The following is a 25,516-nucleotide window of genomic DNA, read 5'->3' as shown; positions in this document are numbered from 1 at the left end:
GTAACGGCAGCTCAGCAAATTTGGATACAAAATCTATCCTATGTCGTCTATTTCCGTTTACACTTCCCCTGCACAACCTAATCATAATTAAGATGGCAGATAAAACGAACAACATCTCAACCTTGTTTATCAGTTACCTGATATTAACAACTATTTTCCTTGTGCTATTAATTGGCTTTGGAGAAGATTATTTTTTTGGAAGCTTTAATATCGAAATCCTGACCCTTTACGATTTTGGCGACCTGGCATCCTCACAAAGGGGATTAAATTCCCTGGAAAAATCAGCGCTTTTGATCTTTTTACCTTTAATCATTACCATATCCTTTATTGTGCATTCGTGGATCTGCGATACCTCTACCATACGCCGAACCAGAAACGCGGCTTTTCTAATCGGCTTATTACCATTCGTATTTTTACCTGCACTAATCAGCTTTCAGGAAATGAAAATGTCTATTCTGTTGATCTGCATTTCATTCACGCTTTTGCTCTTCCTTTGGATTGTTCTTTTTCACATCCGGATGTTCCAGTTAAGTTATCTATCTTTTCATTTGTTCGCCAGCTGCTGTCTTTTAATCACATTCACTTCAATCAACCGGATCGATGTTGATATTCAGCATTGTTTAAACAGCACAAAAAACGATAGCCCCGTCGAAAAATTAGATCCTGTTACCATAAACAGTCCGGTTGTTTTCGTTGGCAGCACCACATCCTTTAATCTTTATTATTCACCTACCCAGCACCGGAGCATTATTCTGCCTAAAACGGATTAAGAATCCTTTTAAACGATTAAGTCATCTGTCATTATAACTAAATAGATTAAATTTAAACAACTACATGTTTTATACCTGCCACTAAACATACGCTATTAAGCAATTAAGGCACGGCTTTTAAACTGGAAAAGTTCGTTTTCACCACCTTTAAGAATACTCAATCCCCTCGTTGACTACAATCAACAATTAATTTGACAATTATCAATCTATTTATGCATATTTATGCTCATTTTTATTGGATATTTGTCTATTAATCCCTATAAAAACCTAAATAAAATGCTTTTCTTAGAAACTCATGTTAAAAAACTATGCTGTTTTTTTAACAGGTCAATTTATACAATTGCAGCTGTAGTCAATAGACTTTCCTCTGTAGATGTTCTTCGAAGTCATTCTGTTTTGGAGGATGCTTTAATTAAAAACCATAAATGAAAATTTTCAGTCTATTATACAACGATATACCCATACTCGTCAGTTCCGTTAAAGTTTATCCGATAAATGATGAGCTTAACCAAAAAAAATTAAGCTCAACTTTCAAAGCAACCCGTGCCGTCGCCAATTGTCTATCTTCTTTTTTCAGCGGTCCATGTTTAATATCTAAGGAAGGCTTTTAATCATGCAAATACCAGGTCCGGAAATAAGGTTAAATACCTTTTTTAATTATCCAAAAGGAACTTATTGTCTTTAGGATTAAATACAAAATTTAAATGGAGGGATCTAAAATCTTGGTTATACTAGAGGATTTTGATTTAAGAGTAAAAATCACCGAAATACTTACAATCGGGAAATACAATGTAAAATCGACAGATAGTGGCAAAGAGGCAATCGACATCATCAGAAAAACCCCTGTAGATGTAATTATTTCAGGAATAAATGTAAAAGAAATTGATGGATTTGGGGTACTCCGCGTGGTTAATAAATTTATGGAAACTGCAAGCATCAGCTTTATTATGTTATTAAACGATAAAGATTATGATCTTGCCCGCAGGGTTATGGAACTCGGCGCAGATGGCCACTTAATGAACCCTTTTGATGACGGCGAACTGCTTAATCAGGTGGAGGTTAAACTTAGAAAGAAAAGGTTACAGCATGAATTATTTTTAAAACAGCATGTACAGTTAAGAAGTATCCAAAATAGCAGAGATGATATGTCGTGGTTAAGATCAAGGTTTGAGGGAAGTTTGCCTAGACATTTTAAGAAAAACCAGGTACTTTATTACAGGGGAGAAAGAAGGGCGCTGGGCTTGCATTATATTTTATCGGGAAAAATTAAAACTTATGTGGCCGATACCGCGGGCAACGTGCTCATTACCGGCATTTATGGTCCTCACGAATATTTTGGATTACAGGGAACATTATTGGGTGCCGAAAACAAAGAAATTGCCGAAGCTATTGATAGTGCCGAAATATTAACCATCTCATTTACCGAAGTGCAGCATTTAATTACAGATTATCCTGAAATATTCAGCGTTTTTGCTAAGGATCTGGCTCAAACCTTGAGCGAGCGTGATGAAAAACTACTCGATATTGCTTATTACTCGGTACGCAAAAGGATAGCCAAGGCCATTATAGGACTAACCAAACTTGGCCATGACGCGGAGAACGGCAGATTTATATTACCAAGAAACGACCTGGCCTGCCTGGTAGGCATTGCAACCGAAACATTGAGCCGCGTATTAGGCGATTTTACCAAAGAAGGCCTTATTGAAAAAGATGGCAACAACATTATTGTACTGGATATCAGGTCTTTAATCATGATGAAAAATTAAGACGCAAAGGCCTAAAGCCAGCAATTTGGAAGAACAATACTTTCCATAAACATAAACTGATGCAGTAGATGAGAAAGATCAAGATAAGCCTTGACCAAAATCAGATGAAAATTAATTTTAGTTATACAATTTAGCAATAACCGATTTTAACAAAAATTGGATTAATAATTTAAGCAGCAACCCTGTTAAAATAACATGGATGCCAGCCTCGAACCTGAAGCGTGGGATGGAAGAATACCGTATTATCAACACCAAAACAAATGAAATAGGTTACTCAACTCAATTAAACAACATGGAATTAGGCTACACTAAATATTTTTTAAGGGTATTTCTTTCATTGCTAGATAGGAAGAAAGATAGAGCCGCTATCCGCTTTTTATATCGGCATACGGCATTTCGGAACATTTACGAGGGAGAAACACTTTTCGACCCCAACAGCCCTGCTGCAAACGGCAAACTTATGTATGTGGCTGAAGGATTGGTAAACGGCTATATTACTGATGAAAGTGAAAAACCATCCAATATATGGCTGGGCAGATCAGGCAGCACCTATATATGTGATGATTTTAGTTATACCGATCATAGCTTTAACATCCAGGCAATAGAGCATTCTACCTTATTTATTATAGACAAATGCGAATTTGAGGAAGGCTGTGCATGGTATCCTGCACTTGATTCGTTATTTCATTTTTATTTTCTCCGTAATGCAATCAATGATGTAAACAACAGGAACATCTTATTTAGGTTACAGAATATAGAAAGCAGAACCAGCTTATTCAGGCGCATTTATCCAGACTTATATGAGAGGATACCTGCCGATCTGCTCATTTCTTATCTTGATCCGGATGCAGTCATGGATCCGGAACCAGACCTGCAGCTGGACGATGCAAACGAGAAAAGTATAATGAATTTCCCATGGTCTAAAAAACTCATCAAAACCTACCTCGATTAAACCAATATTGCTGTTGAATAAGGCTTTATTAAGGTTATTCAACAGCATATAAGTTGCCATTAAAATCCTTATGGTTTATCGATCAGTGAAAGATCATCAACAATGATGTCTCCTGAGCGGGTTTTATTAAAAATAAATTTGATTTCTTTAAGGTTGTTAAGCTCAAATTTTGTTTCAGCATTCAAAAGTTTAGCAACGTCGAAATAGAAGAAATCGGGCACGGCTTCCGAATTTGCATAATCGTTAAAAAAGTTAAATTTACCCAGGTTTTTAGCGATCTGGGGTTGCAATACGCTACAATGGCTTAAAGGAAATGAAAGCTGGTGCTTTTTACCGTCTTCCAGTACGATGGTGAAATCAGTTGGTTTTGCCTGGCCATCCGTATTTTCTTTCCCGGCAGCCAGCGAAAAACTCAACATTTTTCCGGATAAAGAAAGCGGAGCAGCAAGGTTAAGAGAGAAAAAACCATTCTGGTGTTTCAAGCTGTCCCAGCCTAAATAAACAGCCTTGGTAACCTGCATTCCCCACAAAAATTTATTCTGCTGTTCTTTCCATTCCCTCAAACCACTGCTTGTTATTTTGCCACCTTTAATTGTTGCAGTATTAACATCTATATCTTCATCAAAGTCAGCCAATACCGTTTTCCTGGCCGGTTCAAACTGGTTCATATAAATCTTTTTAGGCAACCAGTTTCTGCCAAACCTGGCATCCATAAACAAAGGTTTATAACCTGTTTTGCCATTAATGGTGGTTTCTAAGAACGAGCTAATGTATATGCTCAGTATTTTTTGCTGCTCCTTCCCGTCCATTAACTGTTTTAAATTAAACTTATTGATACCTGGCCCTGTGCCATCTCTCCGCCCCCACACCGAATTAAATTGACCATGATTGGCGCCGCTTAAATAAAGTCCTGCCTTAAAACCATTAAAGCCGGGCGAAAACTGAATCCGTTTCATCGTAGCCAAACCTCCATAAGTCTGCATATCCATATCGAGTGCCCCTGGATCACAAAAAAATTAACGTCGTTTGCAACAGTTAAAGTCCCTCCGGGTTTATATTGACCATCAACAGGGGCAATGGCTACAACTGCACCGATATTAAAATTAAAGTTGAATTTTTCTCTGGCATCATCAGGATAATGGCTCAGTTTATTAAATTCCGCAGCATGGGCTACGGCTTCTCCCCCTCTTGAATGGCCAATAATGGCAATTTTATCCATATCCAGTCGCTTATAAAAAGCATTGCCCGGCGTGTTGTTCCAGTTGCGTAAAAGTTCAAGATGTTTTAAAAGCAGCCAGGCCCGCGCCGCATTTTCATTTTTTAATCCACCACCAAATACATCCAGATCGGTTAACGAAAGGTTTAAGAAATTTTCATCTACAGATACCACCATGTAACCACGACTGGCCAGTAACTCTCCTAAAAAAGCATAACCCGGATCGGAAGCCTGCTGCCCCAGGTGGTTTCCATGAATAATCATGACCAGTGGCAGTTTTTCCTTTTTCTCACGCGGGTACCATACCAGCGCATTCATGGGTAACGACTTTTGATCGTAACCAAAATATAAAGTTCTCAGTTTTCCAGAAACCCCGGTCCATGAGGTAAGCAACCGCGAACCATTTATGCTTTTGGTTTTAATATTCACCTGGTCTCCAAATTCTCTTCGCCATTTATCTTTTCCGCTGCCATAAGTCAAAAAACGGGGCTTGTACGGTCCTTTTACTGATGGATCGGGTAAATTTAGCACTGCTGGCAAATTGCCTTGCAACTTATAATTTACAACAGCTTGTGGCTTACTCCCCTGTCCCAGTAAAATAATAAGCCCCGAAACTAAAGCAACGGAAGAAATCAGCAATATTGAGAACCAAAGTATCCGTTTTGGGCTCTTCAAAGGAAATAAAGCACCCTTTTTCCATTGGTAAAATCCTGTTATCACCAGCACAGGTAATATAATGACCGATAGGATCAATAACCACCCATAGTTGGCTGGTAGATGAAAAAAATAAAAAGCTGCCAGATAACTAAAGATAATGGCCACCTGGTAAGCCGAAGGAATACATCGGGCCAGCTTTAACAGCCAAACAAACAAAATTGATAATACAAGTCCGCAGGCAATATAAAACAACAGATAAGCGATAAGGTATAAAGGAGGTACATGCCCAAAAAGATACAAAATGTGCACCGCTGATAAGAACAACACAACAAAAGTGGCGATCAGTTTCTGAGCAATGCCCGGTAATTTATTTGTTGGGGAAAGAAATTCGATAATGCGTTTAAAGATGGATCTGATCTTCTTGATTATAGCCATAGTTTTCATAATATGTGTAGATCAGGAACGATGGTGGGCATCGTCTGTTTACTAACCAGTTGTTAACCAGCGCCGGATGAAGCACCAAAAAACAAATTAGGTAAAATTAGTAAGTATTCAAAATACAGCAAGTAAGATAGCAGAAACTGAACAGAAGCCCATATATCTTGAAAAAAATAAAATGATTTTAAACCGACATAAAACATCTGATGTTTAAAATATACATCATACCTTTGTCGTGTTATTTAAAAAAAATGAAGCAGCAAACCAAGCTTTTTGAGCAGATATCTCTCAAAATCAGGAACGACATTAAAGAAGGCAAATTTAAAGTCGGAGAAAAAATCCCTTCGGAGCCAGCTTTAATGGAATTATACGGCGTTGGCCGCTCAACCATTAGAGAGGCTATTAAATCCTTAACCTTATCCGGAATTCTTACGGTTCAGCAAGGTTTTGGAACTAAAGTTAATGCTGCCACTGCCGAACCTATCGAACAACGCCTGCGCAGTTCGAATTTCGAAGAAATCAATCAGGTTAGGGCTTTGCTGGAGCAGGAAATTGTGCGTTTAGCCACACAAAACAGAAGCAATTCTGATTTAAAAGCCATAGGCGAAGCGCTTGAAAAACGGAAACTGGCCATCGAAAACCATTCGAGGACAGCATGTGCAAATGCCGATATCGAATTTCACCTGGCCATAGCCCAGGCATCCGGAAACCGTGTATTGAGTGATCTTTATGAAAGTTTCACCGTAATCATCCGTGATTTTTTTGCTAAACGCGCACCTTCTGGTATTGCTCATTTTGCAATGAGCCATTATTTACACCAGGCATTATTTGATGCCATAAATAACAGGAATGCTGATGCCGCCCGCGAAATCATCACGACCATATTAAACAACAATCATTAAATTATAAAATCATGTCAATTTTAACTTTTACCCTGATCTTAATACTCGGGGCATACCTTGCAGGCCTTGTGGGCTCCTTAACCGGACTCGGAGGCGGGGTAGTTGTAATTCCTTTGCTTACGCTCGTTTTTCATGTCGATATTCGTTACGCCATCGGTGCTGCCCTGCTGGCTTCTATTGCCAATTCATCAGGCGCGGCAAGCGCTTATATTAAAGAAGGGATTACCAACATCAGGCTAGGGATGTTTTTAGAAATTGCCACTACCGTTGGGGCTGTAGCAGGTGCTTTAATTGCAATATATACACCAACCAATACCATTGCTATTCTTTTTGGTGCCGTATTGCTATTTTCTGCTGCAATGACGTTAAGAAAAAAGAACCAGGAGGCCCTAACCGAAGGCAGCAGGTTATCTGCAGTACTGAAACTTAATGGCAGTTACCCAACCCAAACAGGAACGGTTGAGTATAAACTCAAAAATGTTGGCGCAGGTTTTTCGATTATGACCGTAGCAGGCGTAATGTCGGGTTTGTTGGGTATAGGCTCTGGCGCATTAAAGGTGCTGGCGATGGATACGGCGATGAAAATACCTTTTAAAGTAAGCACTACCACCAGTAATTTTATGATCGGGGTAACCGCAGCCGCCAGTGCCGTGGTATACCTGCAACGCGGTTATATGGATCCGGGCATTGCTTTCCCTGTGGTGCTTGGCGTATTGGGTGGAGCGTTTACAGGAGCCAAATTATTAACCAAAATTAACCCTTCTACCTTAAGGATTATTTTCTGTATTGCCATCACCTTCGTTGCGCTGGAAATGATTTATAATGGATATCACCACAAATTTTAATTTAAACACAAATGAAAAATATCATTTCAACACATCTTTTACAAGACCGTGATGTAGAAAAAATTGTAGGCAAACTATTAAGGTTTGGTGTAATCACTGCAAGCCTGGTTGTTCTATTGGGTGGAATTCTTTTTTTGGCGCAAAACGGCATGCAAGTCCGACCTGACTACCATATCTTTAAAGGCGAAGAAAATGAGTTTATTACTTTCGACGGCATTTTTATGGGGCTTTTTACTTTCAAGCCTATGGCCATTATCCAGTTCGGCGTATTGCTTTTAATCATAACTCCAATCATGCGCATTGTATTCTCATTATTTGCTTTTATACTCGAAAGGGATAAACTATATGTAGTAATCACCTTAATTGTACTGGCCATAATTTTAGGCAGCACTTTTGGTGGACTAAAAGTATAGCTGATTTTTTATACGATATACATGAAACTTTTTACTTTTTTTATAAAAGTTTATGGTATACATGAAACTTTTAAAATCCCATAAATAAATAACCATAGGAAGCATCAAAACCTCCTATGATTATTTATGTAGTATTGAAAATATTTCTTTATCCTTTAACCTGCTTAATTACGGCAATCAGATCTTCTTCTCCATACTTTGCCGTCGCTGCCTCAAAAGTGTTCAATGCGGTTTTGGCCAAAGGAGAATCCAGACCAATTGCTTTGGCCAGGTTTAAATCTTTTACAATATGTTTAAGGGCAAATGCAGGTTTATAGTTATCCGCTATAATGGCATCGCCTTTAATTTTGGTGAAAATGTTGGCCATAGCACCATTATTGAGCAGATTAAGCAGGTCTTCAGTTTTAATTCCCTGCTGATTGGCGAATACTACCGTTTCAGCCAAACCTTGGGTATATAGAGCCAGTAATGAATTAATAGCCAGTTTAGCCACATTACCGGCACCTGTATCGCCCAGTCGTACTGCCATTTTACCCATTTTTTCGAGTATGGGTTTTACCTGTTCAAAAGCGGCCTCATCGCCACCCACCATAATCACCAATTGCCCTGTTTCTGCTTGTTTTACACTTCCGGAAACCGGTGCATCTAAATATTGTGCCCCTTTTTCTTTACACAAAGTAGCCATTTCTTTTGAAATAGCGGGAGAAACGGTACTCATATTAATAATGATTTTACCTGAAATTTCCCCGCTGAAAAGGCCATCTGGTGCGTTAAAAATCTGCTCAATTGCAGCATCATCAGATACCATTAATACCAGCACATTTGTTTGTCCAATCAGGTTTTTGGGCGTTTCAGCAATCAATGCACCCATTTCTTTCAAAGCAGTTTCTTTGTCTTTGCTCCTATTATAAACGGTTACATCATAACCTGCTTTTATCAATTGTTCTGCCATAGGAATCCCCATGTTGCCCAAGCCGATCCAACCTATTTTTGTTGTGTTCATGTCGTTGTTTTTATGATAAACAAATGTGATAAAGAAAAAGCTGAAATTATTTAGCAGTTGGTAAAAATACTACTGTAAAATAATTTATTTCGAGTTCTCAGCTCTTAAATGCTAATGAAATTAGTAAATTAGTTGCGTAATAAAATTTGATAACATACTAAGCAATTCGCAAATATGGCCAGCCCACTGAAAGATTTATACTCTACTGCTTTTTACGATCGGTTAAGCAATGCCTTAGTGGTTAGCATTCCAAAGTTCGATAAAGGAAAATTTATTAAAGCGGTTTTTATCCCTGAATTTGAATCAAAAGAACTTAAAGAGCGGATGAAACATACCTCCAGGGTTATGCATGGGTTTTTACCGGAAAATTATCCACAAAGTATTGAGCTAATCAAAAAAACAATCACACAATTAAGAATACAGGGAATCGGGGAAGATGGACTGGCTTATATGTTCCTGCCAGATTATATCGAAACTTATGGGATTAATGATTTTGAAAACTCAGTTGAGGCACTTGAGTTTGTTACCCAGTTTGTAAGCTGCGAATTTGCGGTGCGTCCTTTTATTTTAAAGTATGAAAATCAGATGATCCTAAAGATGCTGCAATGGTCATTGCACGAGAGCCATAAAGTGAGAAGATTGGCCAGTGAGGGCAGCAGACCTCGTTTGCCCTGGGCAATGGGTATCCCTTTTCTTAAAAAAGATCCAAGTTCTATTTTACCGATACTGGAGAACCTTAAAACAGACCCCTCCGAATATGTGAGGCGCAGTGTGGCCAACAGTTTAAACGACATTGCAAAAGATCATCCACAGGTGGTGTTAAATATGGCCAAAAACTGGTCAGGTTTAGGTAGTTATACCGATGCGATTATTAAACACGGCAGCAGGACCTTGCTTAAGCAGGGACATGCCGCTATTCTTAAACATTACGGACTGGATGATAAAGGGATTTTGTTAACAGACTTTAAAATCCTTACGCCAGAGGTTAAAATTGGCGAAAGCCTCGAATTTTCATTTTCTATCGCTAATGAAAACGCTACCGAACAAAAAGTACGGTTGGAATATGCCATTTATTATAAAAAGCAAAATGGCCAGAATACGAAAAAGGTATATAAAATTTCAGAAAGAATTTATCCTCCGGATGCAGCAGTTAACATCATCCGCAAACAAAAATTTGTATTAATTACCACCAGAAAATTCCATTTGGGCGATCACCAGCTATCGATAATCATTAATGGTGCTGAAAAGGAAATTTCTCATTTCGAGTTAACCACCTAGTTTCTCGATCAGCTCATCGAGAAAGGAAATTTGTCTTTCGTTAATGTGTTCAACTGCCTCATCGTACTTAAACCAGTCGGCTTTATCCAGTTCGGCAAAACTTTGCTTTTGACCTGAACGGGGCGGCCATTCTATTTCAAAAGTATTACTCACAAAAACTTCAGGAGACAAATCGCCTGCTATTGCCCAGCATGAAACTTTTTTACCCCCTTTTTGAACAATTGGGGTTAATTCGATAAAATCACCAGATAATTTTTCACCTGTTTCTTCTGCAAATTCGCGAATGGCAGCCGTTAAAGGCGCTTCATTTTCATTTAGTTCACCTTTGGGTATAGTCCAAAAGCCAAGATCTTTTTTAGCGAAAAATGGACCTCCCGGATGGGCAAGAAAAAATTCGAGCTGCTGATTTTTTCTTCTGAAGAGCAATATTCCGGCGCTTTCTTTCATTCTGTTAAGTTAAGTGTTGTATTTAAAATCTTGATTTTTTTTACATTAAAAAAGCAGATAAGTTTTTATCCTTAGCTGCTTTATATAATCTAGTATGATAAGATTTTAGGAGGCGTTTTTTACAACAATCCGTACAAACCGTGAGCATAGTTCCTTAATGATGACGATACCGTCTTCATCTTGTCAGGTGATGGGCCTTTTACTTTATACGCTTCGGGATGAAGTTCTAAAGGCTGTTCGTTAACTTGTTCTAAGGTGCTTTTGTTGCCTAATGTTGCATTTTGTTCTTCGCTTAATTTTAAAGGTGCCATGATCTTGAATTTATACTAGAATAACATGATTTCATTAAATAAGTTTGCCATTGATCACTAATTTTTCCAAAATTATTTTTCAAGGCTTGAAATCCAGTTCTCTGTATCAGAAATTTTGACCGGAACCGCCGAAGCGACAATCTTTAACACACCTCCGGCATTGATTTCTTCCTGGGTGATGTAATTTCGTTTAAAGGGCTTTCCGTTAAGAAAAACAGCCTTGATGTATTTGTTTTTAAGGCTAAAATTTTCCGTTTCAATGGTAAAAGTTTTTCCTTTAGGTAAATTATAACTTAAAGATGGGAATAACGGCACATTAAGGTAATACACTGGCCAGCCTACACAGGCAGGCGAAAATCCACTGGCGGCAAATACATACCAGGCACTCATCGCTCCCGCATCATCATCCATGGTACGCAGATAAGCATGCGGTTGGTTCCTGTAAATTTTGCCAATGTAACTTCCAATGCCACGGCTGTTATCGTTAAAATAGTTTTGAATCACTGTATCGGCAGCCAATTGGTGCATCCAATATTGAGATTTATAACCCGACCTGGTTACGTTGTACATCAATGGTACCTGTAAATCGGGTTCATTGGCATGGTTATATAAATCGCGGGCAAAAAACTCATCCAATTTTGCTAGATAAGATTCTTCTCCACCATCCAGTTCAATCAATCCTTTTACATCGTAAGGAACAAACCACCGGTACTGCCAGATGGTTCCCTGGTATAAACCACGGGCCTGCATGCGGTCTACATCATTTTTGGTCATGTCTTTAAAATCTTTATTCCAGTATTTTTTATATTCAAGGGCTTTGTTCAGGTAAAAATCTGATTTCTCCCTGTTATTTAAAATCTTGAAAATTTCTGACAGCGCCGAATTATCGTAACTTGATTCCAAAGCTTTATCCGGCGACTTGTAATCGAGGCCATCTACTTCTTTGACTAAGGAGTCGGTAATTTTGTTAAAATCGACCGGATAGCCCTTTCTGTAGGCATCCAATAACACCACAATGGCATGTTCAGAACGCACCGTGTTTGAGGGTTCGTTTTGACCAGCATAGTCTTTTTTGCCTGAGTTATACAGATCGGCGATGGAAGTGATCATTCCGGCATAACGATCTTGCTCAATGAGCGAAAGCAAGGGCAATTGTGTACGGTAATTATCCCATATCGCCCAGCCATTGTAGCGGATTTCTTTATCTTTTTGAAGCTCACCTTTAGTATTGCGGTACTGTCCATCTGTTTCAGAAATTACATAAGGCGACTGCATCGTGCGATACAATAATGAGTAAAATAGTTTTGCACTTTCGGGATCGCCATTCACTGCAATTTTAGAAAGATTTGTGTTCCAATCGGCCTTGCTCTGCTCTTTTACCATATTGAAAGGATTTTTATTGATCGAAGCTTTTGCGGCCTCTACACTTACCGAAGAAAGTGCGATATTGATCCCTGTTGAAATTAAATCTCCTTTTAGGGTTGCAATCAATTTATGCTCATCAACTACTTTCCACGATACATGATCAGCGATTTCAAGGTAATAGAATAATTTATATTTACCTGCACCACAGGTTGTTTTTGAGGTAATCCAGCCACTTACGGCATTTCCGTTTACTTCGTGCGATTCTCCTACAAAAGCACCATTAAAAGCATAAGCTAAATCGAGGTAAAAACCTTTTGCACATTTTGGAAACTGATAAGCATGTTTTCCTGCTTTGCCCAAAACAGTAAAACTTGCTTTAATTTTGTTTTCGAAACTTACTTCATAATATCCAGGACTTGCTTTTTCTGAAGCTTTGAGCAGTTCTGACTGCGCAGGATCGGTACCTAAAAAAGGTTTGATGAATATATTTCCTCCCGATCCCTGACAACCCACGCCTTCAAACCGGTTGTGTGTAAAACCTTCGAATTTCTTGGCGAGGTACTCGTAACCAGTATGTGTTTTAGGGTAGGTCTGCGGACCGATGCTGAGCATACTAAAGGGTGCAGAGGCTGCTGGCGACATCTGTCCATGATCTGCAGAAGAGCCTAAAAAAACATTCACCTGATCAACAGGTTTAGCGGTTTTAATTGAAAAATTCTGTGTTTTTTGTTGTGCTAAAACGTTTAACGAAAAAAGCGGCAATAGTGCCAATAATTTAATGGAAAACTTCATTATAGGATGCTGGTTTGTAAATCGGCCTAAAATAACATTTTAACATGAAGTTGATATTATGTGTTAGGTTCTTTACAAAAAGAGGCAGAAAACACCCTAATAAATATCTTTTAATCTGAAGCGACACACCAGTACAAAACACCCAAGTTTCTTCCCGTTTTTCGCTTTTACGCTTCGCTGCCTCGTGCCTCGTTGCTGCAGGGTAACGCTCCAACCGGGGCTAAAAGGCTAAAACAGTCTTTCATTTTTGAGGTTGCGAGCTGCACAAACCCATGTCCATAAACCCGACAAAAGCGACAGCTCCCGATTTTTCATCGGGACTATAGCGGATGGCGGGACTGCAAACCTCCAAGAAATACTACCGCTTCATTTTCCAAAAAAATAATGCATAAAAAAAGCCGTCCCGATTGATGTCTGGACGGCTTTAAATAAATTATTTCTTTATTATTTAATGGTAACCGGAACTGAGATCTTATCCCAATCTAAAGAGAAACCACTTTTGGTAATTTTGTACACCAAACGTTCCTGAGTTGCTTTTAAGGCTTTGGTTTTAACTTCTACACGTAAAGCATCTTTTGCTTCTTCGTATTTGTAAGCACCCCATTGTTTAGGTTCTTTGTTAAAAATGGCGGTCCAGGTTCCGCTTTCTTTAGGAATTAAGAAGAAACTGTATTTTCCAGCTGCCAAAGGTTTGCCTTCAACCACGATATCTTTATCGGTTTCGAAAGTTGTAGCCTCGTTTGCTCCAGCACGCCATACTTTATCGAAGGCTTCAAGGCCGCCCCAGATTTTACGTCCTTTTACGGCCGGGCTGCTGTAGTTGATGGTGATGGTTGCGCCTTTAACTTTTCCGGTTGCTGTAGCCGCGGGACTTGGCTTTGGCTGAGCATCTTGAGCCATTGCACTTACAGAAACGGTAATTGCTGTAAATAGCAACGCGATTGATTTAATCATCGTTTTCATAGAATTATATTTATCTGTTTTTGTTGTTTTTTGATTTTACGAATTTATGGCTTTAGGTTGAATAAAACTATAATCCCAGTGTCTAAAAACGCTGGAAATGCTTTATTATTTCACTTCTGATTTTCTATTTTTTCTGCCCCACAAACCTGATTACAGAACCTTGCCCGTTATGGAACAAACCTTCGCTCAGTTCAATCTCTTTTTCTTCTAAAATGATGATTTCAAAATCAGCAAAATCAGATTTTATTTCTTCCATGGAGAATAACATATCAATCTCTTTCGGACCGCCAACATTTTTGTTTTTAGCCAGATAACCGAGGTGATTTTTACTAAAAGCTTCGAAAATAACGATGCCCCCTTTATGCAAATAAGCACTGAGTATTTTGTGATAGGAAGATTTAATTGCAGCCGGAAAATGGGCATAAATTAGTGCCAGGGCATCAAATTGTTCAGGTTTATAATTTAATGTTTCCAATTCGCCAACCTGGTAATCGATGCTAACCTGATTATTTTCTGCGAGCTGTAGGGCCTTATTTTTCCCTTCCAGACTGATATCAAAGGCCGAAACTTCCCAACCTCGTTTGGCTGCAAAAACAGCATTGCGTCCTTCGCCCTCCGCAGGGAAGAGTATTTTGCCGGGATTTAGCTTTTCTAAATGTTCTTTTAAGTAATTATTCGGTTGTTCGCCATAAGCAAATTCCTCTGTACGGTAACGATCGTTCCATCTGTCAACCCAGGCTTCGTTCATATTCGCGTTATTTATTTTAATTGGTCAAAATAAAGGTATAGAATTTTGCTTTGGCGGCTGAGCTTCAAATATCTTTCTGAAGTAAAAATTAAAGTCTATTCGCCAATAACGCTTTTAGGCTGATAAAATAAAAGCCCCACCAACGAAAATAATATTACGGCAAAGGCGCCGATTACGTTTAACCACAGAAAGGAAACGATATCGAATTCATATACGGCAATAACTGCAATTTCGGATAAGATTGCTGCAATAAACACCAACGGTCCGTTTATCTTTTTAAAATAAAATGCCACTAAAAAAATACCCAATATCGGACCGTAAAAAAGTGACCCCAATACATTAACCGCTTCAATCAGGGAACCCATCTGTGTGGCAAACATGGCCACCGCAATGGAGAAAATTCCCCAGGCCAGGGTATGAAGGCGGCTATATTTTAGTTCGGTTTCATCGTCTACTTCTTTTTTATTAAAAATGAGGTGTACATCTTTTAAGGAACATGCGGCCAAAGAATTAAGTGCGGCAGAAATTGATCCCCAACTGGCCAGGAAAATCACTGCGAAAAGTAATCCGATCATCCCTACGGGGAGCGTGTTTTTTACAAAGTATAAAAAGATATAATTGGTATCGGTTTTTTCGGCATTATAGTTCGATTTATTAATCGCTTCTTCTACCCTGCCATGCAATTCTTTTACCTGCTTTTGGGTCGACCTAAAATCCGCTATAGAATTATTTAATGTAGGAGATTGTTTTTCTTTTTCTTCAAGAATTTGCCTTGATTGCTGACTGAATTTTTGCTCCAATGTATTGTGTTCTTTTTCGAAAGCAGCGGCCTGTTGCGGCTGGGTTTCTTTCAAATACTGATAAGAACGTTCATTGAAATATATCGGAGCAGGTTTTAATGAGAAAAAGGCGAATAATAATGCACCGATTAAAAGGATGGCAAACTGCATCGGAATTTTAACCAATCCGTTTAATAGCAGACCCATTTTTGCATTGGTATTGTCTTTCGCGGTAATATACCGGCCTACCTGACTCTGGTCTGTTCCGAAATAGGAAAGTGCCAGAAAAAAACCTCCAATCAGTCCGCTCCAGATGTTGTATTTATCTTTCCAGTCGAATTCTGTAGTAATCACATTTAACTTGCCTGATTTGCCAGCCAGGTAAAGTGCGTCTTTAAAACCGATCCCATTGGGCATGTTCTGCACCAAAAGATATCCGGCGAAGGCCATGGTGCCCAGGATGATTAAAAACTGCAATTTTTGGGTGTGAGCAATGGCTTTAGCACCACCAACATAGGTATAAATTAAAAGTATGCCTCCGGTTAAAATATTGGTTAAATAAATATTCCAGTTTAATACACTGGATAGAATAATACTGGGCGCATAAATACTGATCCCCGTTGATAATCCCCTTGAAAAAAGAAAAAGCAACGAGGTTAATACACGCGTTTTTTTATCAAAGCGGTTCTCCAGGTATTCGTAAGCTGTATAAACATTTAACCGCTGAAAAATCGGGATGAAAGTGATACAGATGACGATCATCGCCAATGGCAGCCCAAAATAATATTGTACGAAGCGCATACCATCGGTATAGGCCTGCCCCGGGGCTGATAGAAAAGTGATGGCACTGGCCTGAGTAGCCATAATACCTAAAAGCACAATATACCAGGGCATTTTATTATCGGCCTTTAAATAAGAGGCATTACTTTTTTGTCCGCGACCGATAAAAACGCCATAAGTTACCACAGCAAGCAAAGTAAATATCAATACTGCCCAATCGATATTACTCATGCCCAGAATTTAGTAAACAGGTAATAAAATACAATCTGGAATACCAGCGCTAAAGCCAATAATACATAATAGGTATTCCAGTTTTTAAATTGATTTTTCATCACTTTCCAGCTGATAGAAAATTAAAGAATAACCTAGCTGCACCAACATTTCCGGCAGGTAATTGCCTAAAAAAAGCTAAAGGTGTGTAAATAAAGTTTCCTTTACCATATTTTGCATAAAGCGTTGATCCCTGAAGCGGTTCTTCACCGGTATCATTCATTTCGAAAAGGGGTTCGTATTTGGCATCCCATTTATCAGGGAAATAAGCTCCACGTTCCTGCACCCAACCTTTAAAATCATCGGCAGTGATTTTATTCGGATAATTTAAGAGTTTATGATTAGGGTTCAGGAATTTAACTTCCGCATTTTCTTCGGTTACCCTTTTGCCGCTAATCGAGAATGGATAAATCCCGAAATCCTGTAAGGCCATGTCCTGTGTAGTATTATACTGCATTACAATGGTTCCGCCATTTTCTACATAATTACGCAATGCGGTTTGCCAGTTTTTAATCCTTTTTTCAGTATTGATCACCCTTACACCAGTAACCACGGCATCGTAAGTGGCCAGTTTTCCAGCATTCAGGATGTCGGCTTCACTAAGTACATCTACCTGCAAACCAGCCTGTCTTAAAAATTCAGGGATTAAGTCACCTGCTCCTTCAATGTATCCGATCTTTTTCGCCAATACCTTCACATCACCTTTGATCAGCCAGGTAGTTGCCGGAACAAAATACTGCAATGTTGGTAAATGCGGATATTGGATCAATACCTGACCTTTGGAATATTCGTTCGCTTCTGATGAGAAAATTGCTTCAAGCTTATTCTGACTTGTTTTTATTTTGGCCAGATCTTCAACAGGGATCAGGAAATCTTTGGTGGTGATGCTATTTTCTGGCAAATTGATCCCCTGGAAGGTTTTTATCACCTGATCACCGATCTTAAAACTCACCTTACCATAGTTGATATTTTTGTTTGCTTTTAAACGGAGTGTGACACTTAACGCTTCTTTTTCTTTAGCAAAATAAACAGGCTCTGCAAAACTCAAATCAAGTGGTGGAATAATCCGCAGGGCTTCTACCACGTCACCTTTAACAGGATCTAATTTTTTATAAGATAATGGTAAGCTGACTTCAAATTTTTCATTTTCAATTTTCAGCGATAATATCACATTAATTGGCGATTGCATTTCTGGTAATCCGATTAAGGTATCGTTAGCCACACTGAAAGTCGCAGCATCTTTTGCCGGTTTTGCCAACCAATAAGGTTCGGTAAGTGCTGCATCAGCTGGAATCTGAATTTTACGTTCAATGGTGATCAGCGAGTCGTTAGATAAATTCCTGTTCAGGTTATCCGTTTGGTTTAACCAGTTTACACTTTCTAACGTTACCGGAGTGGCTGATCTCGAAATTAAATTTAAACGGAAATTATAGCCATTGCCTGCTATAGCTTCAGGCTGGTTTGTGACCACTTCACCCATAAAACCTGCACAACTTAAAATAATCTGATCGATAGCCGCCAGTTTATCTTTTCTTAAACCCCGATCTTGTAATTCGGTAATTTTCTTTCTCAGCATCAACAGTCCGTGCAAACTTTTATCGGGCTGGTTGTAATTGAAAGATAACAGCACAATATCAATCAGTTCATCAATATCACCGATTCCTTTTTCCGACCAGTTAAGGTTTAATCCATCAAATAGAGTTCGCTTTGCAGGATCGCCCAAAATGTTAGTAAAATACTCAGTGCGCACACCAGCTACCGATTGTGTTCCTGCACCCTGGCTTTTATGCAAGCTTCGGCTTAAACCAGCCAGCTCGCCATAACCCATGCCCAACTGTGCATCGTACTGACCAACGGTTACTTTTAATTGATTCTCGGCGGTAGTGTTTACAGATCCGAACCTAAAAGTATTCCACAATAATCTTTTTGGTTGCCAAACCGAAACGTATTTAAGTTGGTTGGGAAACATATTTTTATCTGCAGCAGCTTTAAAAGCCTTTTCTGCAACAACTGCAGAAGCAGCATGCTGACCATGTCCTGCAGCAGCGGTAGGTGGAAAACGGCAAATAATTACATCCGGTCTGAATTTTCTGATCACCCAAACAACATCTGCCGTAATGCTATCGGCATCCCACTGTTTAAAGGTATCATTGGTATTTTTAGAAAAACCAAAATCAATGGCCCTGGTAAAAAACTGTTGTGCACCATCTAACCTCCGTGCTTCCAAAAGTTCGTGTGTTCTGATCAAGCCTAAGGCTGCACCTTGTTCGGTACCTAAAAGATTTTGTCCGCCATCTCCCCTGGTAAGTGATAAATAAGCCGTTTCTACATTTTGATCATTAATTAACCAGGACAATAAACCTGTATTTTCATCATCGGGATGAGCAGCTAAATATAAAACCTTTGGCAAGTGTTTTAAGGTTTTGAGTTCTCTATAAATTTCTGAAGATTTTGCCGGACGCACCTGTTGGGCAGCGCAAAATATTGCAGGAAAGCATAATATGAATATTGCAGTTAATCTTTTAAGCATGTTATTTGTTTTGCACATCAAATATGCTCAAAAAGCTTTTAATTAAGGCCACGGAAACGAAAAAGGTACAATTTAGTTTAGTCTGAAGTCCTGAGTCCATAGTCTACAGTCTTAAGTGCCATGCATTGCCTGTTACCCACAGACCATTATTTCTAATATCCTTTCATTCTGTGAAGATACAGAACGAGGGAATTTCAAAACAAGTTAACCTTTACTAGTTTTTTATCCAAATTTTATCTGCCTCGGTATTTTTATCCTTAATATTGCAGCATAATTTTTACCTATGAATGGCATGGTACTCATCATCGATGATGAAAAAAAAATCAGCAGTTTACTTTCCAGGATTATAGAACTTGAAGGCTTTAAAACCTTACAGGCTGGCACCGGAAAAGAAGGACTTAAATTACTTAAAAGTAATGATGTTAGCATCGTAATCAGTGATGTAAAACTGCCGGATGTAAATGGCGTTGCTTTGGTTAAAGATATTAAAGCCATAAAGCCTTATGTAGAGATTATTAACCTTACCGCATACGGAACCATTGCCGACGGCGTTTTGGCGATTAAAAACGGCGGTTTTGATTACCTGGTAAAGGGTGATGATAACGATAAAATTATTCCGCTTTTGTATAAGGCTATGGATAAATCGAACCTGCAGCGCAGAGTTTCTGACCTTGAAAACAAAATTGCTAAAAAACATAGTTTCGAAACCATTATTGGTCAATCAAAAGCCTTAAAAGAAGCGATTGACTTGGCTAAAAAAGTAAGTGCAACGGACACTACTGTATTGCTATTGGGCGAAACCGGTACGGGAAAAGAAGTTTTTGCACAGTCCATCCATTACGAAAGCCCAAGGGCAGCCAAGCCATTTGTAGCCTTAAACTGCAGCGGTTTTAGTCCCGATTTATTGGAAAGCGAATTATTCGGTTACAAAGCCGGGGCCTTTACCGGCGCCAATAAAGATAAAAAAGGATTATTGGAAGAAGCCAACGGAGGTACCTTGTTGCTGGATGAGATAGGCGAAATGAACCTCGATTTACAAGCCAAATTATTGCGCGTACTGGAAAGCCAAACTTTTATAAAAGTAGGTGATACCTTAACTCAACAGGTAAACGTGCGAATTTTGGCAGCAACCAACAAAGATTTAAAAGCAGATGCAGCTTCTGGAAAATTCAGATCAGATCTTTATTACCGCCTTTCGGTTTTTACCATCATCCTGCCACCACTACGCGAACGAAAAGCGGATATCCCTGCATTGGCGAAACATTATCTAAAAGAATTTGCAGATAAGGTAAACCGTTCGACACCGAAACTGGATGATAAGATTTTGTCTATATTAAGCGATCACAGCTGGAAAGGAAATATCCGTGAGTTAAAAAACGTGATCGAGCGTTTGGTCATTTTATCTGATGGTGATACATTGAGTGCAACAGCACTTCCGCCAGAGTTTTTCGAGTTTGCACCTATAGAAAATGATTATAACCTGCAACAGATAGAAAAACAGCACATCCAGAAAGTGCTTATCCATACCAAAGGAAACAAAACGGAAACTTCGAGGTTATTGGGGATCGGTTTAACTACGCTTTACCGGAAAATTGAAGAATATCAGATTAGAGAGGTTTGAAGGTTGAGGGTTGAAAGGCAGGAAGGTTGAGGGATGGAAGGTTATAAAGTTTAAAGGTTGGAAGGTTGTAAAGTTGCAAATCCATCAGGCGAATTCAGCTGAAGTCATTTTTAACTGCACAAGCACTGAATCTTCGTTTTTTCACCAGTCTCAAATCTCACATCACCCCTCTTATATCTCCCTTAAACCTCAAACCTGATCCACTTATCGCCTTCGTGGCCAAAAATAAAAGAACCTGGGTGCAGCATTTCGGCAATATCTTCTATTAGTGAAACAGCATTTTCGGCATTTCTTTCGCGTTCAACATCATCGTTTAACAAAATAATGCGGTTATTTTTTACGGCAGGCCAATCTGTATTTAATACAGAAGGTACTTCGCGCATTAAATCAGTCAGGGTTTTCCCTTGTTGATAATAAATCACAAAAACAGCGCTCAGCATATCTGTTTCTAACATGCCGCCAGCCAACGCGATTTCCTCCGATAAAAAGTAACCCGGATTATTGCTGGTATCCACACAAGCAACAGGCATTTTATCCATAAATTTAATTTTATGCTCCACTAAATCTAAACGTTCCTGTAATTCTTCCTGTTTAGCAGCATCGAGGCCAATAAATAAATCGTTTAAAAAAGACATCTGCATTAAATTTATTAATTTGTGCAAAAATAACATTCCTGATCGCATGCGAGGCTCATTTAAGTATATATTTTGGATTTTTTGTGTCATCTTACTCTTTTCGTGCAAGGAAAACAATGACCATAAAGACAAAAAAGTATTCAATATCAACCTTGATCAAGGTTTAACCTCTATTGATCCGGCCTTTGCCCGCAACCAGAACGCGATTTGGATGACCAACCAGATCTTTAACGGACTGGTACAGATCGATTCATCACTACAAACCATTCCCTGTATTGCAAAAAGCTGGCAGGTTTCTGAAGATGCACTTACTTATACTTTCAATCTCCGCAATGATGTTTATTTTCACGACGATCCGATATTCAAAAAAGGAAAAGGCAGAAAAGTAGTTGCAAGTGACTTTGTGTACAGTTTTTACAGGTTGATCGATCCAAAAGTAGCCTCATCGGGTGGTTGGATTTTTAGCGATAAAGTAAAAGATAAAAACAATTTTATCGCATTAAACGATTCCACTTTTCAGATTAAACTGGTACGCCCGTTTCCACCATTTATGAGCCTGCTTACTACGCAATACTGTTCTGTAGTACCCAAAGAGGTAGTTGCGCATTACGGCAAGGATTTCAGGAGCCATCCCATTGGAACCGGTCCTTTCACTTTTAAATACTGGAAAGAGGGCGAAATATTAGTCTTGTTAAAAAATCCGCATTATTTTGAAAAGGATGGAAAAGGAAAGTCACTACCCTATCTGGACGCGGTAAAAGCCACATTTATAACTGATAAACAAAGTGGTTTTATGAGTTTCCTAAAAAAGGACCTGGACTTTTATTACAATGTTGATGGGAGTTACCGGGATGACATCCTCACAAAAAGTGGAAAGATGACTTCAAAATATAAAGGAAAATTCACATTGACCAAAAGTCCATACCTGTGTACGGAATATGTTGGAATATTGGTAGATACGAACCTTTCGATTGTTAAAAAATCGCCATTAAGGCAGAAAAAAATCAGACAGGCTATTAATTATGCCATAGACCGGGATCGGCTGATCAAATACTTAAGAAATGGAATCGGTGTTGCGGCCACTTCTGGTTTTATTCCGAAAGGAATGCCCGGTTTTGATAGCCTGGCGGTGCATGGATACGCCTATAATCCTAAACTTGCTGCAAAACTTCTGGCAGAAGCTGGTTTTCCTGAAGGCAAGGGCCTGGCTGAGGTAACCTTAAATACCACCACCACTTATAAAGACCTCATCGAATTTATCCAGGGTGAACTTACAGCAATAGGTATCAAGGTAAAAATTGATGTTAGTCCAAGCGCCAGTTTAAGAGATTTGATGTCGAAAAACAATGTGAATTTTTTCCGAGGCTCATGGCTGGCAGATTATGGCGATGGGGAAAATTTCCTCTCGATGTTCTACTCCAAAAACAAAGTGCCTTACGGTCCAAATTATACGGCTTTTTACAACAAGGATTTTGACCAGCTCTTTGAGAAAAGCTATTATGAAACCGATAATGATAAACGTTTTGAGCTATACCGTAAAATGGACCAGATGGTGATGGATTACTCGCCGGTTGTACCTTTGTTTTACGATCAATCGGTAGTAATGCTGCAGAACAATATTTCAGGTTATTCTTTTAATCCGTTAAGTCTGATGATCTTGAAAAGGATTAAAAAAGGGTAATTAGATTACATTATTTACTAATAAGAATACCTAAAAGCAATGCGTCATTCCCGCGCATGCGGGAATCTTAAAGCTTATTGCATTACGATTCCCAATCAAGTTGGGAATGACGAAGCCTCTATTAGAATCGGTCTATGGTAAACTATTCGAAGATTTTCAATTGTTAAACAAGGTAACTTATCCTCCGAAAAGCTCAAGATGACATTACTTATTTTAAACCTAAATAAAACACAAAAACCTACTTCTTATCCATCAATTTCCTTTTAAGGAAATCGGCGGTTGCTTCGCTTACCTTTAAACCATTCGTAAATTTCATCCAGTGATGGGTATCATCCGGGATGGCCAAAAACTCAAAATCAAACTTTTTATCTTCAAAACGTTTAACGAGATCAACACTTTGGTTAAAAGCAACATTCCGGTCATCGTCAGCATGGATAATCAATGTAGGCGAAGTCCAGGTGTTTACATAACTTACCGGTGATGATTCTTCAGCTACCTTTGCGGCAAGAGCTGCATCTGGTGCAGGTTTCCGTCCTTCCTGATCTAAATTTGTAAACCGGTTATTTACGCCATGGATGTCTACCCCGGCAGCAAACAGTTTAGAATCTTTACCAAGGGCCAGCGCGGTCAGGTATCCGCCGTAAGAACCACCATAAATACCAATTTTTCCTTTGCTGATATTGGGTTGTGCAGCAAGCCATTCGCCGGCAGCTTTAATATCCTGATATTCTGATGCACCCTGTGCTCCTGCATTTAGGGGTTTATGAAAATCATAACCATAGCCGATCCCTAAACGGTAATTAACGGACAGCACAGTAAAACCCAGATTAACCAAATACTGATTTAAGGCATAATCTATCGAATAATAATCCATCGGATTCCAGCCTAAAAACATCTGCCTTTGTGGACCACCGTGAACATATACTATGGCGGGTTGATTTTTGACAGCTTTTTTTGGGGAAAACATCTGTCCATAAACGATATTACCATCTGCAGCTTTAAAACTAACATGTTTAGGAACCACCATATCTTTCAGCGGGAAATCATTTGGGATAAGGGATTCACCAATGAGTTTTAGTACTTTTCCGGCAGTAATCAGCGCAGGTAAAAGCGGCCTGTCGGCGGTAGAACTCAGGCAAAAAAATGTTTGACTATCACCTGCAACAACAGGGTAAGCTTCTATGCCTCTTCCTGAAGTTAACACCTTCATATCGGCTTTATCTACCGAAACTTTATAAATGTGACGCCTATCCAGATCATCTATATCGCTCCCTGCATTGGCTGCAAAAACCAGTGTCTTTTTATCATTGCTTAACTTAATATTCTCCACTGCAAAATTGCCAGGTGTAAGCAACAACCGCTTTGATCCGTCTGGATTGATGGCATAAAGGTGCGGCCAGCCGTCTTCATAGGAGGTAAAAACAATTTTTCCATCGGCCCATAACAAGTTTGCGCCACCATCAATTGAGGGGAATGAACCGCGTAATGTTTCAGGTGCTTTCCAGATCATTTTTCCTGCACCTGTATTTATGTTTACAGTCCATACTGCCCATGGCTGGTGCTTTTTTGTTAAAATGGAGTCGGTTTCACCACCAGCACCTGGCGTTCTGACAAATGCAATGTCATTTCCATCCGGCGACCATACCGGAGTATTATCTTTAGAAAAAGAAGGCAATAGCCATTTAACCGGTGTTTGCTGATCTGTGTAAACTCCCAAAAAGGAATGATCGTTACGGTTTGAAATAAAAGCTATTTTTTTCCCGTCGGGCGACCATTTGTAGGCTCCGTTTATTCCTTTGGCATAAAATAGATTTTTTGCTGCAGATGCTCCATCAATAGGACTGATCATGACCTGGCCACTTTTTGCAAAAATCACCTGATCGCTATTGGGCGAAATTACGGGATTATCACCTTCGCCTAAAGCCACAACTTTACCTCCCTCAAAAGGAACGGTAAACACCTGCACTTTAGGTGCAATTGGAGATGAGTTTGCGTTAACGGGACCGCCATCTCTCCCTCCATGATCTCCGCCGCGCACAAATACAATCCACTTTCCATCAGCAGAAATAGATAAACTGCTTAGTTCCTGCCCGTCATCTTCAGTATAATCTGTGATTTTTACTGAATTATAACCAGGGGCCTGTGCTACGTAAATATTTCTTTTTCCCTGTTCGTTTGCTGCCCAGGCAATTTTAGCACCTACCGCAGCGGCTACCAATTGGGTTGGAAAAGGATAAGATAAAACAGATTTTAAAGTGAAAGACTGAGCGAATATATTAGAGGTAGAGAGTAGAACCAGAAGGAAAAACAGTGCTTTTTTCATTTATCATGTAGTTTGGCGTTGAGCGCATAGC

At 39.2% G+C, this 25,516-nt stretch carries 21 protein-coding genes; 9 read left to right on the top strand and 12 right to left on the bottom strand.

All coding sequences use genetic code 11. The features are described 5' to 3' along the window. Positions 1 to 92 precede the first annotated feature (92 nt). The 3 genes from H9L23_RS01650 to H9L23_RS01640 all read left to right on the top strand — a co-directional run bounded on the left by H9L23_RS01650 (position 93) and on the right by H9L23_RS01640 (position 3,488). Entirely contained in the window at positions 93 to 770 is a 678-nt protein-coding gene (locus H9L23_RS01650) for a hypothetical protein (protein WP_187593368.1), read from the top strand. Positions 771 to 1,492: 722 nt separating this feature from the next. Continuing rightward, on the top strand, positions 1,493 to 2,536 hold the full coding sequence (locus H9L23_RS01645; RefSeq protein WP_187593367.1) for a response regulator: 1,044 nt from the start codon (positions 1,493 to 1,495) through the stop codon (positions 2,534 to 2,536). A 199-nt stretch (positions 2,537 to 2,735) separates the two neighbouring features. Next, positions 2,736 to 3,488, top strand: coding sequence for a Crp/Fnr family transcriptional regulator (locus H9L23_RS01640; RefSeq protein ID WP_187593366.1), 753 nt, complete (start codon positions 2,736 to 2,738; stop codon positions 3,486 to 3,488). A 68-nt stretch (positions 3,489 to 3,556) separates the two neighbouring features. Here H9L23_RS01640 and H9L23_RS01635 read toward each other — a convergent pair whose 3' ends face one another. Both H9L23_RS01635 and H9L23_RS01630 read right to left on the bottom strand, forming a co-directional pair. Then, positions 3,557 to 4,471, bottom strand: coding sequence for a hypothetical protein (locus H9L23_RS01635; RefSeq protein WP_187593365.1), 915 nt, complete (start codon positions 4,469 to 4,471; stop codon positions 3,557 to 3,559). Beyond that, a complete protein-coding gene (locus tag H9L23_RS01630) occupies positions 4,441 to 5,796 on the bottom strand; it encodes an alpha/beta hydrolase (protein WP_187593364.1) in 1,356 nt (451 codons plus the stop codon). Before H9L23_RS01630 ends, H9L23_RS01635 begins: the two co-directional genes overlap by 31 nt. Positions 5,797 to 6,050: 254 nt before the next feature. Here H9L23_RS01630 and H9L23_RS01625 point away from each other — a divergent pair, with 254 nt between their 5' ends. From H9L23_RS01625 to H9L23_RS01615, 3 genes are read left to right on the top strand one after another with little or no spacing between them, the layout of a single operon-like run. Then, a complete protein-coding gene (locus tag H9L23_RS01625; protein ID WP_187593363.1) occupies positions 6,051 to 6,701 on the top strand; it encodes a FadR/GntR family transcriptional regulator in 651 nt (216 codons plus the stop codon). Positions 6,702 to 6,712: 11 nt separating this feature from the next. Then, entirely contained in the window at positions 6,713 to 7,546 is an 834-nt protein-coding gene (locus H9L23_RS01620; RefSeq protein ID WP_187593362.1) for a sulfite exporter TauE/SafE family protein, read from the top strand. Between the two features lie 11 nt (positions 7,547 to 7,557). Beyond that, positions 7,558 to 7,959: a DUF1634 domain-containing protein gene (locus H9L23_RS01615; RefSeq protein WP_187593361.1), complete on the top strand. Its 402-nt coding sequence runs from the start codon at positions 7,558 to 7,560 to the stop codon at positions 7,957 to 7,959. Between the two features lie 148 nt (positions 7,960 to 8,107). Here H9L23_RS01615 and H9L23_RS01610 read toward each other — a convergent pair whose 3' ends face one another. Continuing rightward, positions 8,108 to 8,962 (bottom strand): NAD(P)-dependent oxidoreductase, encoded by an 855-nt coding sequence (locus H9L23_RS01610; RefSeq protein ID WP_187593360.1) that lies wholly within the window; start codon positions 8,960 to 8,962, stop codon positions 8,108 to 8,110. A 174-nt stretch (positions 8,963 to 9,136) separates the two neighbouring features. On the opposite strand from H9L23_RS01610, the gene H9L23_RS01605 reads away from it, so the two are divergent. Then, positions 9,137 to 10,240 (top strand): DNA alkylation repair protein, encoded by a 1,104-nt coding sequence (locus tag H9L23_RS01605; RefSeq protein ID WP_187593359.1) that lies wholly within the window; start codon positions 9,137 to 9,139, stop codon positions 10,238 to 10,240. On the opposite strand, the gene H9L23_RS01600 is transcribed toward H9L23_RS01605, so the two are convergent. The 7 genes from H9L23_RS01600 to H9L23_RS01570 all read right to left on the bottom strand — a co-directional run bounded on the left by H9L23_RS01600 (position 10,229) and on the right by H9L23_RS01570 (position 19,225). Continuing rightward, on the bottom strand, positions 10,229 to 10,687 hold the full coding sequence (locus tag H9L23_RS01600) for an NUDIX domain-containing protein (protein ID WP_187593358.1): 459 nt from the start codon (positions 10,685 to 10,687) through the stop codon (positions 10,229 to 10,231). The genes H9L23_RS01605 and H9L23_RS01600 overlap by 12 nt on opposite strands. A 119-nt stretch (positions 10,688 to 10,806) precedes the next feature. Further along, the gene (locus H9L23_RS01595) at positions 10,807 to 10,998 is read right to left on the bottom strand and encodes a hypothetical protein (RefSeq protein WP_113947856.1); all 192 of its coding nucleotides are present in this window, start codon (positions 10,996 to 10,998) and stop codon (positions 10,807 to 10,809) included. Between the two features lie 72 nt (positions 10,999 to 11,070). Next, a complete protein-coding gene (locus H9L23_RS01590) occupies positions 11,071 to 13,155 on the bottom strand; it encodes a glycoside hydrolase domain-containing protein (RefSeq protein ID WP_187593357.1) in 2,085 nt (694 codons plus the stop codon). A 444-nt stretch (positions 13,156 to 13,599) separates the two neighbouring features. Next, entirely contained in the window at positions 13,600 to 14,118 is a 519-nt protein-coding gene (locus H9L23_RS01585) for a DUF2911 domain-containing protein (protein WP_187593356.1), read from the bottom strand. Between the two features lie 124 nt (positions 14,119 to 14,242). After that, complete coding sequence (locus H9L23_RS01580) at positions 14,243 to 14,866, bottom strand: class I SAM-dependent methyltransferase (protein WP_187593355.1); 624 nt, start codon at positions 14,864 to 14,866, stop codon at positions 14,243 to 14,245. A 95-nt stretch (positions 14,867 to 14,961) separates the two neighbouring features. Then, a complete protein-coding gene (locus H9L23_RS01575) occupies positions 14,962 to 16,656 on the bottom strand; it encodes a sodium:solute symporter (protein WP_187593354.1) in 1,695 nt (564 codons plus the stop codon). A gap of 100 nt (positions 16,657 to 16,756) precedes the next feature. Continuing rightward, positions 16,757 to 19,225, bottom strand: a complete 2,469-nt coding sequence (locus H9L23_RS01570; RefSeq protein ID WP_187593353.1) for a PIG-L family deacetylase — start codon at positions 19,223 to 19,225, stop codon at positions 16,757 to 16,759. 283 nt (positions 19,226 to 19,508) lie between these two features. On the opposite strand from H9L23_RS01570, the gene H9L23_RS01565 reads away from it, so the two are divergent. Further along, entirely contained in the window at positions 19,509 to 20,846 is a 1,338-nt protein-coding gene (locus H9L23_RS01565) for a sigma-54-dependent transcriptional regulator (protein WP_187593352.1), read from the top strand. 182 nt (positions 20,847 to 21,028) lie between these two features. On the opposite strand, the gene H9L23_RS01560 is transcribed toward H9L23_RS01565, so the two are convergent. Further along, a complete protein-coding gene (locus tag H9L23_RS01560) occupies positions 21,029 to 21,481 on the bottom strand; it encodes a substrate-binding domain-containing protein (protein WP_187593351.1) in 453 nt (150 codons plus the stop codon). Positions 21,482 to 21,500: 19 nt separating this feature from the next. Between H9L23_RS01560 and H9L23_RS01555 the strand changes: the two genes are divergently transcribed. Further along, entirely contained in the window at positions 21,501 to 23,162 is a 1,662-nt protein-coding gene (locus H9L23_RS01555; RefSeq protein ID WP_317175280.1) for an ABC transporter substrate-binding protein, read from the top strand. Positions 23,163 to 23,400: 238 nt separating this feature from the next. On the opposite strand, the gene H9L23_RS01550 is transcribed toward H9L23_RS01555, so the two are convergent. Further along, positions 23,401 to 25,485 (bottom strand): S9 family peptidase, encoded by a 2,085-nt coding sequence (locus tag H9L23_RS01550; protein WP_187593350.1) that lies wholly within the window; start codon positions 25,483 to 25,485, stop codon positions 23,401 to 23,403. Between the last annotated feature and the right edge of the window lie 31 nt (positions 25,486 to 25,516).

The organism is Pedobacter roseus (assembly GCF_014395225.1).
Lineage (GTDB): Bacteria > Bacteroidota > Bacteroidia > Sphingobacteriales > Sphingobacteriaceae > Pedobacter > Pedobacter roseus.
The sequence above is the reverse complement of the archived record's forward strand: the minus strand, read 5'-3'. Positions and strand labels throughout refer to the sequence as shown.